Below are 15850 nucleotides of genomic sequence, written 5' to 3'. Positions count from 1 at the left end.
TTATAGGAGGCGGTTCCATGGGAGAAAACAATGTGATCTTTCTGGAAGTAATCGAATGGTTCGACGAAACCGGAAAGCAGATGGTTCAGCGCATTCCGCGGGAAGGCTCCGGTGAAATCAAATTCGGCGCTCAACTGACGGTTCGGGACAGCCAAGCCGCGGTGTTTTTCTACCAGGGCAAAGCTTACGACGCCATAGGCCCGGGCCGCCACACGTTAAAGACCCATAACATTCCCGTGCTGACCAAGGTGCTGAGCGCCCCTTGGGGCATGCAAAGCCCGTTGAGAGCGGAAGTCTACATGGTCAACATGAAGACTTTCACGGATCTCAAGTGGGGCACCCGCGATCCTGTCGCTTTCAAGGACTCCCAGCTTGGTTTGGTGCGCTTGCGCGCATTCGGCATATTCAACGTGCAGGTGGTGCAGCCGGTGCTGTTTATCAACAGGCTGGTGGGCACCCAGGGCATGTACACCACCGAGGAAATCGAGGATTATTTGAACCGGGTCATTGTCTCGCGGTTTAACGACCATTTGGGCGAAAACCTGGACTCCCTGTTCAACCTGCCCGGCCGCTACGAAGAACTGGCGGACAGCCTGCAGCAAAAACTGGTTGACGACCTCTCCCATTTTGGCTTGGCCCTGACCCATCTTTATATTCGCGCCATCACGCCGCCGCCGGACGTGCAGCAGGCCATTGACGACAAAAGCCGCCTGGGCCTGTTTGACGACATGAACAAGCTCATGGCCATGAAAGCGGCCATGGCCATGGAAAAGGCGTCGGAATCCTCCGGGGAGGCTTCTTCGGGGCTTGGCATGGGCATGGGCGTGATGATGCCCGGAATGTTCGCCAACCTTTTGCAGCAGGGCGCTCAGCAGCCTCAACAGGGCGGGCCTGCGCCGGCGGCCGAAAGCCAGCCGTGCCCGGACTGCGGCCAGCAGATTCCCAAAGACGCAAGATTTTGCCCCCAGTGCGGGCATCAGCAGCTTGTTTTCACCCAATGCATGAAATGCCACAAAAATCTGCCGCCCACGGCCAAGTTCTGCAGCCGCTGCGGAACGCCCGTAAACGGCAAGGATCAGGCTGTTTTCTGCCAGGCGTGCGGGGCGGAGAACCTGGGTAATTCCAAATTCTGCAACAGTTGTGGAGAGAAACTTGGACTGGCGGATTGATCATCCCTGCCCCCAATGCGGCGGGCCTGTAACGTTAGAAGAAACCGACCGGGTGCTGGCGTGCCCGTTTTGCAAGGTGCGCCTGCACATTACGTCGCGGGGGCCGTTCAGATATTGCATGGACCTGGGCGAGCAGGCGGATGAGGTGGTTTACGTTCCTTACTGGCGGTTTAAGGGAACCCTGTTTTCCGCGGCCGTGGATAAAATCAACAACAAGCTCCTGGACTCTTCCACCCAGGCGGCTTCCTTGGATTACGCCCCCATGACGCTGGGGCTTCGGCCCCAGCTTTTGCATCTGCGATTCGCAACCAGGGAGGTCCCGGGCTCGTATGTGGCGCCTAACATCCCCTTCAAGGACGCGCTGAAAGCCATTGAAGTCAACCTGCGCCTCGCCCAGGTGGACGCCTATAAGGAAGAATCTTTTGAAAAGGCGTATATCGGCGATAACACCAGCATCATTTACGCGCCCTTTTTTGTCAAAGGCGGCCAGCTTTTTGACGCTGTCCTGAAAAAACCCGTGGGGCGGCTGCCTGAGGACGCCCAAATGCTGGACCCCAACCTGTTGTCCAATCATAAATGGTCTCCAAATTTTCTTTCCGCCATGTGCCCCCATTGCGGCTGGGACGTAGCCGGCGAAACCGACAGCTGCGTGTTTTTGTGCCAGAATTGCGAAAAGGCCTGGCGGCCCAAGGACGAAGGCTTTAAAAGGGTGACGGTCCAAACCATCGGCGAGTTGGAGAAAAATGGAAAATACCTGCCATTCTGGCGGATTAAAGCCAAAGTGGAAGGATTGGACCTCGCTTCCGTTGCGGACATGGTCCGGGCGGCCAACCTTCCCAAAGCCATTACCGAGGAGATGGAGAATCAGGAGTTTTTCTTTTGGATTCCTGCTTTTAAGGTCAATCCCCAGTTGTTCGTCCGTCTGGCCAGGCACATCACCTCCACTCCCTTTCCCGGAGAATTGGAAGATAAATTACCCCAAGGGGAAACCCACCCGGTCAACCTGCCTTTGAGCGAAGCGGCTCAAAGCCTGAAAATTTGCATCGCCTCTTTTGTCAAACCCAGGCAAACCATGGTGATGATGCTGCCGGAAATTTCGGTCACGCCGCAAAAGGGCAGCCTGGTATACGTCCCCTTCGCCCGCCAGGGCGCTGAGTTTGTACACAGGCAAATGAATTTTTCCGTGAATTCAAGGGCTTTGCATTACGGCAGGGAAATGTAGACTATTCCGGCAACTTGTTCTGCTTGATAAACTCCAGCAAGGCTGACGCCAGGGCCTTGTGGCCCTCTGCATTGGGGTGCATGAAGTCCTGAAAAAGATCCAGCCTGCCCCCCAACACGTCGTAGGCCTCCAGCATTGGAACGCCCTCCTCCCGGCAAAACTGGACCGCCGGGCATTCGTGCCTTCGCGTATAAGCGTAGCAAGGATGGATTATAAGCAGGCCCGCCCCCATTTTTTTACATAATCCGTTAATTTTATAAAAATTATTCACTCGCTCTTGATCCGTCACCCTACGGGGATGCGGCGCATTTCCTTCGGCGTTTTCAGGCCGGGAAAAATCTCCGCTTAACAAAAGATTGGGCGTCATGCCAGGCATGCCTATTTGATGCAAATCATTGACGGCCGGGCCATATTGCCCGGTCCGCATATGCAATAGGAGTTTGGTTTTTAAAGCGAAACGAACCAGGGCCGACCTTTTGGCCAAGACGGACAAGGCGCGGAAAGACCGGCTTCCGTAAAGCTGTTCGTCGGAATCCATTTCTCCGAACTGGTTGAAATAGGTTTTTCGCACCAGGACGGGCAGATAGTCGTTGACCTCATGATACACCACAACCAAATCCGGGCTAAGCTCCGCTCCCCGTGTACGAAGGAACTCCCTGCTTTGGTAGGACGACCAGGCGGGAACGCCTGCGTTGATAACCGTATAACGGCCGGCCCCGTCTTTATCGCTCAAGAGCTTTTCCAGGATCGAAGGATAATCCCGGCCGTTGGCAAGCCCCGCGCCAAAGGTGGTGCTTTCCCCCAGGCACAAAACGCGGAACTCTCCGGGCTGCTTAGCCGAAACCTCCGGACTGCGCAGGCCCATGGAATTGATCGAGACTCGATGCTGATCATACGAAATAAAGGCGTCAAATCCCGGCTTCAGGACCCAGCCCAGATCAGGATCCGGCAAGAAGGCCTCGGCCCCTGGAAAACTGGAATATTGGCACTGATCCGCATGGGTGGCGCGCACCAGCGCCTCGGCTGCTCCGGTTAGGAGCAGCAATCCGAGCATGAATGCGCTTAGGACAAACAGCTTGGGTCTGTAATGTCTCACGGCTGTCTTCAGGCTTTTTGAATAAGTTCAAAAAATGCAGGGCAACAGGGGCGTCCTCCGCAACTCCCTGTCAGGACTTGAACGATAGCATGTTTGGCGGAAAAAAAGAAGGTGCAATGAAACCGGAATTTTATGACTATTTTTTGGGCCTTCCAAAGCCGCCGCCGCCCGGGGTCTTGATAATCAGGACGTCGCCTGGATCGGCCTTGGTTTGAGCCAGAGAGGGAAGAGCTTCCGGCTTGATTGCGCCCTTTCTTATAATCAGGTTTTGCCCCGGAGCGCCGGGCAGTCCGCCCATTAGCCCAAAAGGGGCGGAGGTTCTGCGCTGGGTCAGCAGGGATATTTCCATGGGCTCAAGAAACTCAATGGCCCGGATCGCTCCGCAGCCCCCGGTGAATTCTCCTTCCCCTCCCGAGCCGCGCCTGATGCAAAATTGCCGGACCAGGACAGGATACCGGCGCTCCAATATCTCCACGTCGGTAATGCGGGTGTTGGTCATGTGGGTGTGCACGGCGTGGGCGCCGTCAAAGCCCGGGCCGGCGCCGGCGCCTCCGCAGATGGTTTCGTAGTAGCTCAGGTTTTCGTTGCCGAAAATAAAATTGTTCATGGTTCCCTGGCTGGCCGCTGCAACGCCCAGGGCGCCGAGCAGGATGTCCACAACCTTTTGGGAAAGCTCCACGTTGCCGCCCACAACGCCTGGAAACCTGGTGGGATCGTCCTGTCCGGGAGGGTTCAGCATGGAAGTTGGGTTGATGATCTTCACCGGCGCCAACACCCCGGAATTCAGGGGGATGTCCTCCTGAATCAGGCAGCGCAAACAGTAAAGAACGCAGGCCGTGACAACGGCTTCGGAAGCGTTCAGGCTGTTGGCGTTGACCGGCCCCGTCCCGGAAAAATCAATCAGGGCGGCGTCCCCCTCTATGGTTACAGCCACGGCCGTTTGCGCGCCGTCGTCCAAGGCGTCGCGGAAAACATGCATGCCGTCGGGCAAAGCCCTTAAGGCGGCGCGGGTTTTTTCCTCGGCTGCGTCCCGGATGTATCCCATATACGCTTTAACCACCTTCCAGGAGTGCTTGGCCGTCATGGCGATAAGCTCCCGGGCGCCTGTCTGGTTGGCTGCTATCGCAGCCCGGATGTCTGCGATATTTTCACGGGGATTGCGGGAGGGGTAAGGCCCTTGAGTCAGGGTTTGCATGAGCTCTGTTTCCAGAAAACGGCCTTCCCGGCAAATTCTCAGATGGGAGAAAATCACCCCTTCCTGGGCCAGGTTTTCGGCGAACGGATAGCAGGATCCCGGCTGCACGCCGCCTATTTCCGCATGATGGGCCCTGGACGCTGTAAAAAAGCGCAACTCCCGCCCCTCGTCGTCAAACACCGGAGTCATGACCGTCAAGTCCGGAAGATGGGAGCCGCCCAAAGCCGGATGATTGGTCAGATAAACGTCTCCCGGCCGAATATCCTTAACGGAGCCCAGAAGGGACTGCACGGTCCGGCTCATGGCGCCCAAATGCACCGGGATATGGGGCGCGTTAACCACAAGATTTCCAGAAGAATCCAAAATGGCGCAACTGAAATCCAGACGTTCCTTGACATTGACGGACAGGGCGGTGCGCCTGAGTATGACTCCCATTTGGGAGGCAATATGCTGAAAATGATGGTTAAACAGGGAAAGCGTTACCGGGTCGCGGCGGGATTCGGTCATGCCGGACTTGGCGCCCTCCTCCAAATCGCGGATGATTATGTCGCCCAATCCGGTAAAAACCGCTTCAAAGCCGGGATCTATGATGACCGTGGATAGGCCCTGGGTTATCATGGCCGGGCCGAAAACCCGGTCTCCTGGCCTGAGCATGGACTCGTCGTATACGAAGGTTTGCATCTCCAGGCCGTCGAACCAGACCCATTTGGTAGTGTTGGAAACCGCGAGCCGCGGAATCTCGGCGGCCTTCTTCTTTTCCGGCCTGGGGGTTGAGCCCACGCACTCAGCCCGAATGGCCGCGATTTCAATCTCCCGGCCCTGGTGGACGTGCCCGTACAACTGCTGATGGCGGCTTTCAAAAGCGCCTGTCCAGTCTCCGTCTTTAGGGCAGCGGATGGAAATGGCGGTTTCCTCCCCTTTATATCGAAGGTCCATGATCCGCACGGGAGTTTTTATGTTTTCCGGAAAAATTCCCTGGGCCGCCGTCTCCTCCACAAGGGCCTTTTCCATGGCCTGAAAGCGCTGAACTAATGGACCTTCGGGGTTCCAGGAATGGGAATCCAGAGGGCGCAGAAAACTTTCTTCGCGAAAAGAACGAACGTCCGCGGCGCCGATGCCCCAGGCGCTGAGCACGCCCGCCAGGCCCGGCGCGCAAATCTCACGCACGCCCAATTCCCGCGCTACGGAGCACGCATGCTGAGGGCCTGCGCCGCCGAAAGCCACCAAAAGGTAATCCCTGGGATCGTAGCCTTTGGCTGCACTGATGCGTTTGACGGCGTCCGCCATTTTTCGATTGGCCACTTGCAAGAAACCCAGGGCCAGTTCATGGGGAGTCATGGGCTGAGGCGCCAGAGCGGCCATTTCCCTGAGCAATTTTTCCACCGGCGCCAGATGCAGGGGAAACGGAAAATGATCCGAGCTGACCTTGCCGCAAAAATAGTTGACGTCCGTTACAGTCAGAGGGCCGCCCCTGCCGTAGCAAGCCGGCCCGGGGTGGGAGCCCGCGCTACCCGGGCCGACAGACAGGGTGACGCCGTCAAATTGGCAAATGGACCCGCCTCCGGCGGCGACGGTTTCAATGGCCATCATGGGCGCCACAATGCGCACGCCGGCTTTTTGGGCTGAAAACTGGGTTTCGTACTCTCCGTCAAAACGGCTGACGTCCGTAGAGGTGCCGCCCATGTCAAAGCCAATGGCCTTGCTCCTGCCGTAGCTGCGCGCTATATCGGCGAACCCCACGACGCCGCCGGCCGGGCCGCTCAGTACGCTATCCTTGGCCTGAAAACGCTCAGCCTCCACAAGCCCGCCCGCGGAAGTCATGATCTTAATCTCCGCATCGGGCGCTATGCTGCGAATCAGGCTGATGTATTCACTGAGCACCGGCGCCAGATAGGCGTCCACCATGGCGGTGTCGCCCCGGTCCAAGGCTTTGATGGTGGGAGTGAGCGCGCTGGAAACCGATATGTTATCAAAACCCAGGCTCCGGGCCAGGCGCTCCAGCTCCTGCTCATGGCAGGGATTGGCGTAGGAGTTGAGCAGGCAGACGGCCAGGCTGTCGACGCCCTGATCTATAAGGTCCTTTAACAAGGGTCTGACGCTTTCAGCGTCCAAAGGCTTAAGAATTTCGCCCCAGGCGTTTATTCGCTCCGGGATTTCAACGACCTCTGCAAACAAAGGCTCCGGCTTTTCAATATCCAGGGAGAAAAGCTCCGGCCTGGCCTGGGCGCCGATGGAAAGCAAATCCCCGAAGCCCTCCGTGACCGCCAACGCTGCGGGGCCGCCTTTACGCTCAAGAAGAGCGTTGGTTCCGCGGGTGGTTCCCAAGCGGATGGAAGATTGGCCTATGGCGTCTTTCAGGCCCAGTCCCGCCAGCATTCGAATGCCTAAAATGGGCGCGGGTTCATGGGCGGTCAATTCATAGGAAAAGGACTTTGGAAGATCTTTCGGCAAAGGCGGGTCCACGTTGAAAACGCCCTGGGAAAAGCCCAGAACCGCCCCCTTGCACCAAACCGCTCCATCGGATGAAAGAATGGATATCTCGTACCCGGTAAAAAAATCGTCGGGCTGCTTTTTGCGAGCGCGGTCGAATACGGTTCCAGCATCGGGGCGGGACGTCCCCTCCCCCTTGATTCCGCCGCTGGATAGCACCTTGCACTGGGACAGGGTCTTTCCGTCCCAGGCCAGGCAATCGGTAAATGTGCCGCCTACGTCAATCCAATATTCCATAATCCGCTCGCTGAAAAAACTCAAAGCGCAAGAATGCCTCTCCTGACGAGTCAAGTCAAGTGCGGATAAACGGAGGCTTGATTTTATGGGGAGAAAGAGAAGCCAAGGCAAATGCGGCTTACAGCGGCGCAAAAAAAGAGGCTGCGCCGGATAAGCGCAGCCTCTTTGAAAAAGCGATGTTTTGACCAGGAAATCAGTCCTTGGGATGGCAGGCGGTGCAGCTCGTGGGAGCTCCGTCCTTGCCCCTGAAGCCTTTTTCCTTGTTGTATGCCTTGTGGCAGTCCCGGCAATTCATGTGGAGGGCCTCAGCATGGTATTCCAGTTCCTTTTTCTGCTTTTCTTCCCTGGACAGACCTTTGATTTCCTGCTTCACTTCCCTGGGCATTTCGCCGGCGATCTTGTGGCACTCAATGCATTTCTGGACTGCGTCGCCTTCCTTCAGGCCCGCAAGGGGTTTGCCCTCGGCGTCATGATGGCATTCACCGCATGCAATGGCGTGGTCTTTGTAGTGCTTGCCGTGGGTAAACTGTACGATGCCCTTTTTGTGGCTGTCGTAAGCGGGATCTTCCATGGGGATGATATCAGGGCACGTGCTTGCAATGAGTCCTGCAGCCAGAAACAGCGTGGCGACAGAGGCCAGCGTCAAAATTTTAAAGAATTTTCCAGTCTTCATTGGTTGTTAAACCCCCTTTCCGTTCCGGTACGGTTATAAGAGCCTTGAACTTTACCAGCCCGGATGGCGTAACGCCGCCAGGGCCTTGCTTTGATGTAAATCAAACTAACAAACAGCCTGAAAGGTGTCAATCAATATCATCAGCATCCGTTTCAGGCTCGGGTTTTTTTCCGAAAATGACCGCGCCAATTATGCTTATTTCATACAGAACGACTAAGGGAGTGGCCATCATCAACTGGCTGAAAGGATCCGGCGGCGTCAGTAGGGCTCCGCAGATGACAAAAATGACCAAGGCGTATTTCCGCCCTTTTCTCAGCATCTGGGGCGTGACCATTCCCATGCGCGAAAAGGTGACGATAAACAAAGGCAATTCAAACACCACGCCAAAGGCAATCAGCAGCTTGGTCGCCAGGCCAAGGTATTCCTTCATGGAAGGCAGGGCGTCCGCCACATCGCCCCCAAAAGCCAACAGGACCTTAAAGCCCATGGGAAAAACAATGAAGTAGCCGAAGCTCGCCCCTCCGGCGAAAAAAAGGCATCCCAGAAAAACCAGGGGGAAAAGCACCTTTTTTTCCTTGGAATAAAGGCCGGGCGCCACAAAGGCCCAAATTTCGTAAAGAATCACGGGCAAAGCCAAAATGATTCCGCCGAAAAAGGATATTTTCAAATAGGCGATAAAAGGCTCGGTCAGGCTGGTGAATATGAGCTTGCCGCCTTCACCCATGGCGATGTTCAGGGGCCTTGCCACCAGGGCGAAAAGCTCTTCCTTGAATCCATAGCTGGCGAAAAAGCCGACAAGAACCGCAACCACGCAGATGATCAGGCGGGTCCGGAGCTCTTCCAGGTGCTCGGTCAGGGGCATCTGTTTTTCTTCGGTCATGTTTTCTTCGGTCATGACTCCGGGGCGTCCTCAGCGGCTTGGGGTTTCTTGTCCCGGTCGTCGACAGCTTCCGTTTCAGCTTCCGCTTCAGTTTGAGCTTCCGCCTGGGCCTGGGCTTTGCTGTACGGGTCTTCCGGGGATTTGGAGTCCTGGATCGCGTCCGGCTCGGGCTCCGGGGCCTGCTTGGCCGAGGGAGGGTCCTCCCAAATTTTCGGAGCCTGCTTGGCGTCGGAAACCGCGCCTTTCACCTCGTTCTGCATGTCCTGAAAAGCGCTTTTTACTTGGGAGACGTCGTTGTCAATGTCCAGGGAGTCCTTGATATCCTGGGTGGCTTTCCGGAACTCGGCAAAGCCCTTGCCAAGGGCCTGGGCGATTTCCGGCAGCTTTTTAGGGCCGATGAAAATCAAGGCCACCAAAAGAATGACAACCAACTCCTGCATGCCTATGCCAAACATCTTTTTTGGGCTCCTGCCTGACCTTGGTGGGTTGCAAAGGGGGTTAACAAATCCTCTTAAATGGGGAAGTTATTCTTTGCCAGGGCCTGTGTCAAGCATAATTGCCGGACCGGGGCGGCCGCCGGAATATTTGGCGGCGCAAAAAGTGCCAGAGGCGAAATAAGGGCGGCTTTGGCGCGCCTGAAACCGCCGAAATAGCGCTCGTCTGGGGTCTTTTTAACCGCGCCCTCATAATTTGGTTGACAAAGTTGATGATTATTTTTTAATGTCCCGACTTATCATTTTGCCGGAGTGGTGAAATTGGTAGACGCGCTGGACTCAAAATCCAGTGGGCGCAAGCCCGTGTCGGTTCAAATCCGACCTCCGGTACCAGAAAATCCCAAGGGGCTGGCCTTTTTTGGCCGGCCCCTTTTTTTATTTCATGCGCCTTCACGCCTTCTCTAATCTCCTTCCCTGGATGATGATCTCTCCCATTCTTAAACGCCTTATGCTGGCCATGGTAGAGAATCAGGCCTCCACAGGCATTTGCCCCCTGCTGGGGACCGGGAATGAGTACCCCAATGGGTTTTTTCACACGATAAAGGAGATTGACATTGAGTAAAAAAGACCCTGCATTTGATTTTGAAAAGGCATTGAAGCAACTTCAGGCCGGCAAACCGCTGACAGGTAAAGGCGGCATTTTCACGCCATTGATCAAGGAGCTTACGGAAGCTGCCCTGAAGGACGAGATTGAAGCCCATCTTGCCGAGGAGACGGATCCCAACCGCCGCAACGGCTACAGCAAGAAGATTATGAAAAGCTCCGCCGGAGCTTTTGAGTTGAACACCCCCCGAGATCGCAACGGCAATTTTGCCCTCCAAATGGAATCTACGTCTTTGGAGAAAGTGTCCATTTTCAAAGTCTCAAGGCATGTCGATCTTTGTTTTTTTGTCACAGTCAACAAGACTTTTGTGACCTCATAGCTTCGCGCCTTCCTTAGAAAAACAGTCGAAAATTGAAACCCACAAAAGGAGCGGGATCATGACCGACTGTTACGATGAGATTTCCGTTTTCATTTTCAAGCTGCAACCTTTCGCCCAGTTTCAATAGTTTGATTTTCATTCCCGGCCAAAGGGCCGCTATTTTCCATGACCAAAACTGGAAGAGGAAACGAGAATCCCTGTCCGGGAAAAACTGGCGCTGCTTTTCATGGGAATCGGTTCTTAAAGTTTTTTCTTTTCGAACCAGAAAAAAAGTCCCACAACGGCAAGCATGAATAACGGGATAACGATCCAGTGACTTATCCCCAATATTCCAGGCACGGTGATTTTGCCAAGGTCCCCCCAGGTCAGGACGGTTCGCTTCATCAGAGGATAGGCTTCGGCATAAATCGCGGCGCCTGCCAGCATTCCCAAGAGGCCCCAAATGCCATCCCAACGGCCTTCACCGACAGCGCCCATGGATGTGCCAGGGCAGTATCCCAGAAGACCCCATCCTAAACCAAAAATCAGGCCCCCGATAATCGTTCCTCCCAGGATCGTTGACTTGATGGACAACTTGACTAAACCCAGATCTTTGAGCAGGTATATTCCAACACTGCCGACAAGGATCGCCGTCAGCATGAACTTGAAAATGGTCATGTCCATCAGTCGCAAGGCTCCAATCTGCTTATCGTATCGCAGCACTTGCCCCCTTTGCAGAAAAAAGCCGAACAAAATTCCCGTAACCAAACCATAGATTAGCTGAGTCGTCATTTTTTGCCTCCACGGTACAAGATGTTGGAACTCACTATCCCCCCGGCGAAAAAGCACATCAACGCAACGAATCCGCTGACAGCAAGCTGAGCCAGACCGCTCAGTCCGTGGCCGGACGGTCAGCCGCCAGCCAGTCGTGCGCCGAACATAGCTACTAAGCCGCCGAGGAATGCAACAATTGCTCTCGTGGAAATGCGGGGACCAAAGCGGTTCCGCCACATTTCAGGAACCGCCTGCATCTTAAAAGTTCCGGACAAACGGGAAGCTAACAGGGAACCAATAAATATACCGAAAACAAACATCCACTGCCACTCGATCTTGGGGGTGGTTTTAATAAAGTAATCCATTTGGCTCACTCTCTCGGGGCTGATTGCGTTTTCGAGCAAACCTACGGATCTCACAAAAGACGTCGATGCCCCAAAATATTTACCGGTAAACCAAACCGAGAGCACCAAAACAAGCCCGGCGCAGGCGCCGGCAAGATAAGGACTCCAGTACTTTTTTTCACCCAATTTTTCCATATTCCAACCTCCTATCAAGAACACCCGCTTTGTTTTTCAAGGACCCTTGGGAGTTGTCTTTGCAAGATTACTCTTGCAATCTGCAAATTGATTCCAGCGTAACCATCTTTTTTCTGGCAGGCATTGCCTGCACTTTTATACCCCCTTGAAAGGAGTCAAACATGCTTTAATCACTTTCTCCAGGTCAGCGTGATCTCCAGCATTTTCGTTCCTGTACTCAAATAGTATTTGATCGCCAGGCCCAAGCACAAAAGTACCTCCTTGTTGCCAGGGATCCCCAGCTGCGGCGCTTTGTCGGAATCCCCTTTTTATGGCAGAGAAACCCTTTATAATCGAGTTCAGGCCGAGTGAACGCCCCACGCCTCGATTAAGTCCGAATGCCTTGTATGAAACAAGCTTTTGGTCCACATAGATCTCTCCCCGAAAGTTTGCCTTGCTGGCAAACCCCTTTGCCTGCTCCGGGCTTCCGCTCCCGATGACAACAAGGGTGGTTTTAGCGGCGTCCAATCTGTCTTTTATTTCCATGAGGGCAGCAACCTGCTGCTTTGCAAAAACTCATCCGAAATGACGCAAAAAATCAATCAGTATGCGCCGGTCCGTCCAAAGCGAAGCAAGTTCAACCTCTGCACCCTCAGGGTTTCGCACGCTTATGCCCTGAATATTCAGCTCTTGGTTGTTCTTCGTGAATGTATTCATGGTTTGGCGCCTTCCTGGATTTCACCAATGCAAAAATTGAATACAACTCTTAATCCGCCATTTCCGCTGGTGAGTCCCAGCTTTGCTATGCTGTTAGGTGAGTGATTTACAGAAGTTGAAATACCCCCCTGATGATCGAACTGGTTCCTCTGCTAGTGATCAGAAGGAGGAATTGAATGAGTGATTTTATAAAAATATCACAATCGTAAAGGGGCTGTAAATACTACATTGTCGGGCGCCCATCAACGGTTTATCCGTGGTGGATCAGGTTCGCACTTGTTATGCTCATGGCCCTATTTCAGACAATCCAAACCGGGCGGCGCGGCCCACGCAGAGGCTCCCAATCTGTGGAAATGGCCTTTTGGCGGGTACTTGGGGAAAATGGGGTGTAGGCGTGTTTGAAGGCGGGAGAACTGGTCTACGAGGGGATTTTAAAAGATGATTGCCGCATAATTCAGGTTTAAAAGGTGTTTGCTTATTTTTTTTTAGGAATCAGCGCGGGACATCTCCATGCTGAGCCAAAAACCCGCACCCAGCAGCATCAGCCCGCCATAGATCATGTTGGAGGAAGGTACCTCGTTGAATATGAGAAAACCAAGTGTGGACGCAATCACCGGTGAGGTGATTATGTCCACCAGCGAGTATACGTTGGCGCTCAGCGTGCGCAGCACGATGGAGATGCCAAAATAGGCAAAGCCCATGGAAATGATACCAAGGCAGAGTGCCCATAGTACTACCGGCAGGTCAACACCCAGTGCCGCGTAATGGATACAAGCTCCAACTTGGCCTGGTCCCACCCAGGCAATGGAGGGGGCGAAAATAAGGGCGGCAACCAGCAGCGACCAGGCGATGTCGTTATCAGTCTCGGTTTTTCCCTCGTGGCGCATATAAGTGACCATGGCGCCGTAAATGGCGCCTACGCTTAAGGCCACAAGGTTGCCGAACATGTACCCCTCCTTTAGGGGCTTTGCGATGAAGATGCCGGTGAGGGCAATTGTAAATATTATAATGTAGTTTTTCTTCACCTTCTCCTTGAGAAACAGCCATGAAAAAATAAAGGTGAAGAAAGGGGCCACGCTCCAGAATATGACAGCGTTGGCAATGGGTACCAGGGTCATTGCATAGTTGAACAACCCGCTCTGACCAGCGATGAGAATCCCGATAATGACGGTGTCTTTGATGTTGTCAGAAGGGAAATCCAGTGGCTTCCTGTTCAGTAACGACATGCCCACGAGAAGAAACAGGGCGGCACATGCCAAGGCGTAGAAGTTCAATGTTTGAATGGGGATCATGCCATCGGTGAGCTTTACGAACACCCCGATGGTTGCTTCGGAAATGGTTATAAGTGCAAGCAGTGAAAATGTTTTTATTCTGTTCAATGTTTATTTATCCTTTACTGGACAGAAGCGGTCCCCAATCGTTGTACATCAGCCGTGTACTAACAAAGTGGGGCCATTTTCGGCTCTGTCAAACAAACTGTGTAACTGGCCAAATCGTCAAACCGGCACTCTGCCTTCAAAAATAACAGAAAAATATTTTTTCTTTTGTTTCATCCTGATTTTGAAAAAAAGGAATAAATATGATCCGCAAATCCCGTTGTTAACAATACAATAGCAACAAATATAGGCATGGGATGCCGATAATAACGCCGTGAAAACAGATAGATAGCATCGCATAGAAGCATTAAAGGCTAAGCAGCGAATCGGATTTACGGTCCTAAAGAACCAAAAGGACCAGCAGGCCGAGAAGGGTGACCGAAAGAAGGACGCCGCCCACCAGGGAGCCGAATTTCCAGCCCCCGGAGTAAACGGCGATGCCGCTCTTGACTACGCTGTTGGAGACCACGGCAATGGTTATGCCGATGGCTCCCACGTGACGGTCGAGGGCGAGGCTTTTCGTCTGCTCCACGATGGAAAGGGTAATGGGGTCCACGTCCGCCAGGCCGCTCACCAGGGAGGCCAGGTACAGGCCCTGGTCACCCAGGGCGTTCTGGGCGATCTTGGCCGCAAAGAGGATTCCCACGAAAACCAGGGCGAACTTGAGAGCCGGCCCGATGGAAAAGGGGTTGGAAAGGGCCAGGTCATCAGCCTCAGTGTGTTTGCCTGCGGCCCCCTGGTCACGGGCGCCGCGCCACAGGATGATGGAGGCGAAAAAGGCCCCGGTCATCATGGCGCCAATGGACCAGACCAGTTCCCGGGTCAGGGCGCGATCCAGGATGAAGACCACCATTAAGACTCGTGCGAACATGGTGGCATTGGCAATGACCGTGGCCATGGCGCAGGCTTTCCTTAAAGCCGGGGCGCCCTTGGCCTGGGCCGCCATGGAGGCCGTCACCGCCGTGGAAGAGGTGAGCCCTCCGAACAGCCCCGTTATTCCCAATCCCCGCTGGGCCCCGAGAAACTTGGTGCAGAAATACCCCACAAAGCTGATGCCCGAGATCAGGATCACCAGAAATGTCACCTTGTAAGGATTAAAAACATCATAAGGCCCGATGGTGCGGTTGGGAATGAGGGGGAGAAGGATGAGGATGATGACCAGGAACTTGAGCGTATCCGTGAATTCGATGCGCTTGAGCTTCCCCAGCAGCTTGGGCATGTTGCCTTTCAGAGCCAGGAGGATGGTGATTATCAGGGCCAGCGCCACGGCCGAGTGGGCTTGATGATAGCATAGCGCCCCAAGGGCCGCGCAGACCACTCCGGCGATTTCCGTGGTGATGCCCGGGTCCGGATCCCGGTCCAGGACGTATTTCAAGGCCAGGAAAAGGATGAGACCGGCCAGGATGACCGGCGCGGCAAAGGAGTATTCATTGCCCAGAAGGGCTGCGGCGAACCCGCCCAGAGAGAGGATGGAAAAGGTGCGCACGCCCAGGAGGGTGTTGGGCAGGCCTTCTTCCTCCGTTGGCTTTTCGCAGTCCCTGGACGAAGGCGCCAGGCTCCGTTCCAGTCCAATTAAAATGCCTATTCCCAGCGCGTACAGGATTTTTTGAAATGTCGCCCAGTCCAGATCCATAAATCAACCATCCCCCTTTTTTATCCCAGATTCAGTAAGATTAGGCCGCGTTTGAGATTCCTGGCTTCTCCGCAACACTGCTAAACTGGTTGGGATTTTATGAGCTATCATATTCCAATAAGCAAAACAATATAATGAAAACCCGTTTTTGGTCACTTCGCAAGCATTGGGCGGCGCACCTCTTTCGTTGAAGCTCAGAAACTCGTCTATATTCCTCATTTTTTAAAGCCCGATGACCATGCGTTCGCGCGAAGTTCGACTCCCGCCCATGGCCCCTTTTTCGTTTAGCGAAATTTTCACTTTTTTTCAGGGGATTGGCAAATCAATGCCAATCCTTCCGCTTGTTGTCCATGTGAAGCTCTTCCCGCCTATCTGCCATTATAAGGCGACGCCCCTATCGGGAGGTTGAAATCCCGCATTTTCAGGGCTTTGGCCCATTTCAACAATACATTGGAACATCTTATTGACGCGGCC

Annotated in this window: 12 protein-coding genes, 1 tRNA gene and 1 pseudogene; 4 read left to right on the top strand and 10 right to left on the bottom strand. The window is 54.1% G+C overall.

Going from position 1 to position 15850, the window contains the following annotated elements:
• The first annotated feature begins 17 nt into the window (after window positions 1-17).
• Complete coding sequence (locus BUE18_RS12225; RefSeq protein ID WP_073476044.1) at window positions 18-1169, top strand: SPFH domain-containing protein; 1152 nt, start codon at window positions 18-20, stop codon at window positions 1167-1169.
• Window positions 1153-2391, top strand: a complete 1239-nt coding sequence (locus BUE18_RS12220; RefSeq protein WP_073476042.1) for a TFIIB-type zinc ribbon-containing protein — start codon at window positions 1153-1155, stop codon at window positions 2389-2391. Before BUE18_RS12225 ends, BUE18_RS12220 begins: the two co-directional genes overlap by 17 nt.
• Before the next feature lies 1 nt (window position 2392).
• Here BUE18_RS12220 and BUE18_RS12215 read toward each other — a convergent pair whose 3' ends face one another.
• The 5 genes from BUE18_RS12215 to BUE18_RS12195 form a co-directional block, all read right to left on the bottom strand.
• Window positions 2393-3487 carry an SGNH/GDSL hydrolase family protein gene (locus tag BUE18_RS12215; RefSeq protein WP_139264714.1) on the bottom strand — a complete coding sequence of 365 codons (1095 nt, stop codon included), beginning with the start codon at window positions 3485-3487 and terminating at the stop codon, window positions 2393-2395.
• A gap of 136 nt (window positions 3488-3623) precedes the next feature.
• Window positions 3624-7433 carry a hydantoinase B/oxoprolinase family protein gene (locus tag BUE18_RS12210; protein WP_211482804.1) on the bottom strand — a complete coding sequence of 1270 codons (3810 nt, stop codon included), beginning with the start codon at window positions 7431-7433 and terminating at the stop codon, window positions 3624-3626.
• Between the two features lie 169 nt (window positions 7434-7602).
• The gene (locus tag BUE18_RS12205; protein ID WP_073476039.1) at window positions 7603-8082 is read right to left on the bottom strand and encodes a cytochrome c3 family protein; all 480 of its coding nucleotides are present in this window, start codon (window positions 8080-8082) and stop codon (window positions 7603-7605) included.
• Window positions 8083-8209: 127 nt separating this feature from the next.
• Window positions 8210-8977 carry a twin-arginine translocase subunit TatC gene (gene tatC / locus BUE18_RS12200; protein WP_073476038.1) on the bottom strand — a complete coding sequence of 256 codons (768 nt, stop codon included), beginning with the start codon at window positions 8975-8977 and terminating at the stop codon, window positions 8210-8212.
• Window positions 8974-9417 (bottom strand): twin-arginine translocase TatA/TatE family subunit, encoded by a 444-nt coding sequence (locus tag BUE18_RS12195; RefSeq protein WP_073476036.1) that lies wholly within the window; start codon window positions 9415-9417, stop codon window positions 8974-8976. The genes tatC and BUE18_RS12195 overlap by 4 nt, the downstream gene beginning before the upstream one ends.
• Window positions 9418-9702: 285 nt before the next feature.
• On the opposite strand from BUE18_RS12195, the gene BUE18_RS12190 reads away from it, so the two are divergent.
• Together BUE18_RS12190 and BUE18_RS12180 are read left to right on the top strand one after the other, a co-directional pair.
• Window positions 9703-9789, top strand: a tRNA-Leu gene (locus BUE18_RS12190).
• Window positions 9790-10010: 221 nt separating this feature from the next.
• A pseudogene (locus BUE18_RS12180) lies at window positions 10011-10280 on the top strand (transposase); the annotation flags it as partial.
• Between the two features lie 339 nt (window positions 10281-10619).
• On the opposite strand, the gene BUE18_RS12175 reads toward BUE18_RS12180, so the two are convergent.
• From BUE18_RS12175 to BUE18_RS12155, 5 genes are all read right to left on the bottom strand, one after another.
• Complete coding sequence (locus BUE18_RS12175; protein ID WP_073476031.1) at window positions 10620-11150, bottom strand: DUF6691 family protein; 531 nt, start codon at window positions 11148-11150, stop codon at window positions 10620-10622.
• Window positions 11151-11269: 119 nt separating this feature from the next.
• A complete protein-coding gene (locus BUE18_RS12170; protein WP_244549315.1) occupies window positions 11270-11671 on the bottom strand; it encodes a YeeE/YedE thiosulfate transporter family protein in 402 nt (133 codons plus the stop codon).
• 135 nt (window positions 11672-11806) lie between these two features.
• On the bottom strand, window positions 11807-12196 hold the full coding sequence (locus tag BUE18_RS12165) for a peroxiredoxin-like family protein (protein ID WP_073476029.1): 390 nt from the start codon (window positions 12194-12196) through the stop codon (window positions 11807-11809).
• A 656-nt stretch (window positions 12197-12852) separates the two neighbouring features.
• Window positions 12853-13746, bottom strand: coding sequence for a DMT family transporter (locus BUE18_RS12160; protein ID WP_211482803.1), 894 nt, complete (start codon window positions 13744-13746; stop codon window positions 12853-12855).
• Between the two features lie 337 nt (window positions 13747-14083).
• Entirely contained in the window at window positions 14084-15376 is a 1293-nt protein-coding gene (locus BUE18_RS12155; protein WP_073476027.1) for an MgtC/SapB family protein, read from the bottom strand.
• Between the last annotated feature and the right edge of the window lie 474 nt (window positions 15377-15850).

It is taken from the genome of Desulfatibacillum alkenivorans DSM 16219 (assembly GCF_900142135.1).
Lineage (GTDB): Bacteria > Desulfobacterota > Desulfobacteria > Desulfobacterales > Desulfatibacillaceae > Desulfatibacillum > Desulfatibacillum alkenivorans.
Note: the sequence above shows the minus strand (reverse complement) of the source record. Positions and strands in the feature narration are given on the sequence as shown.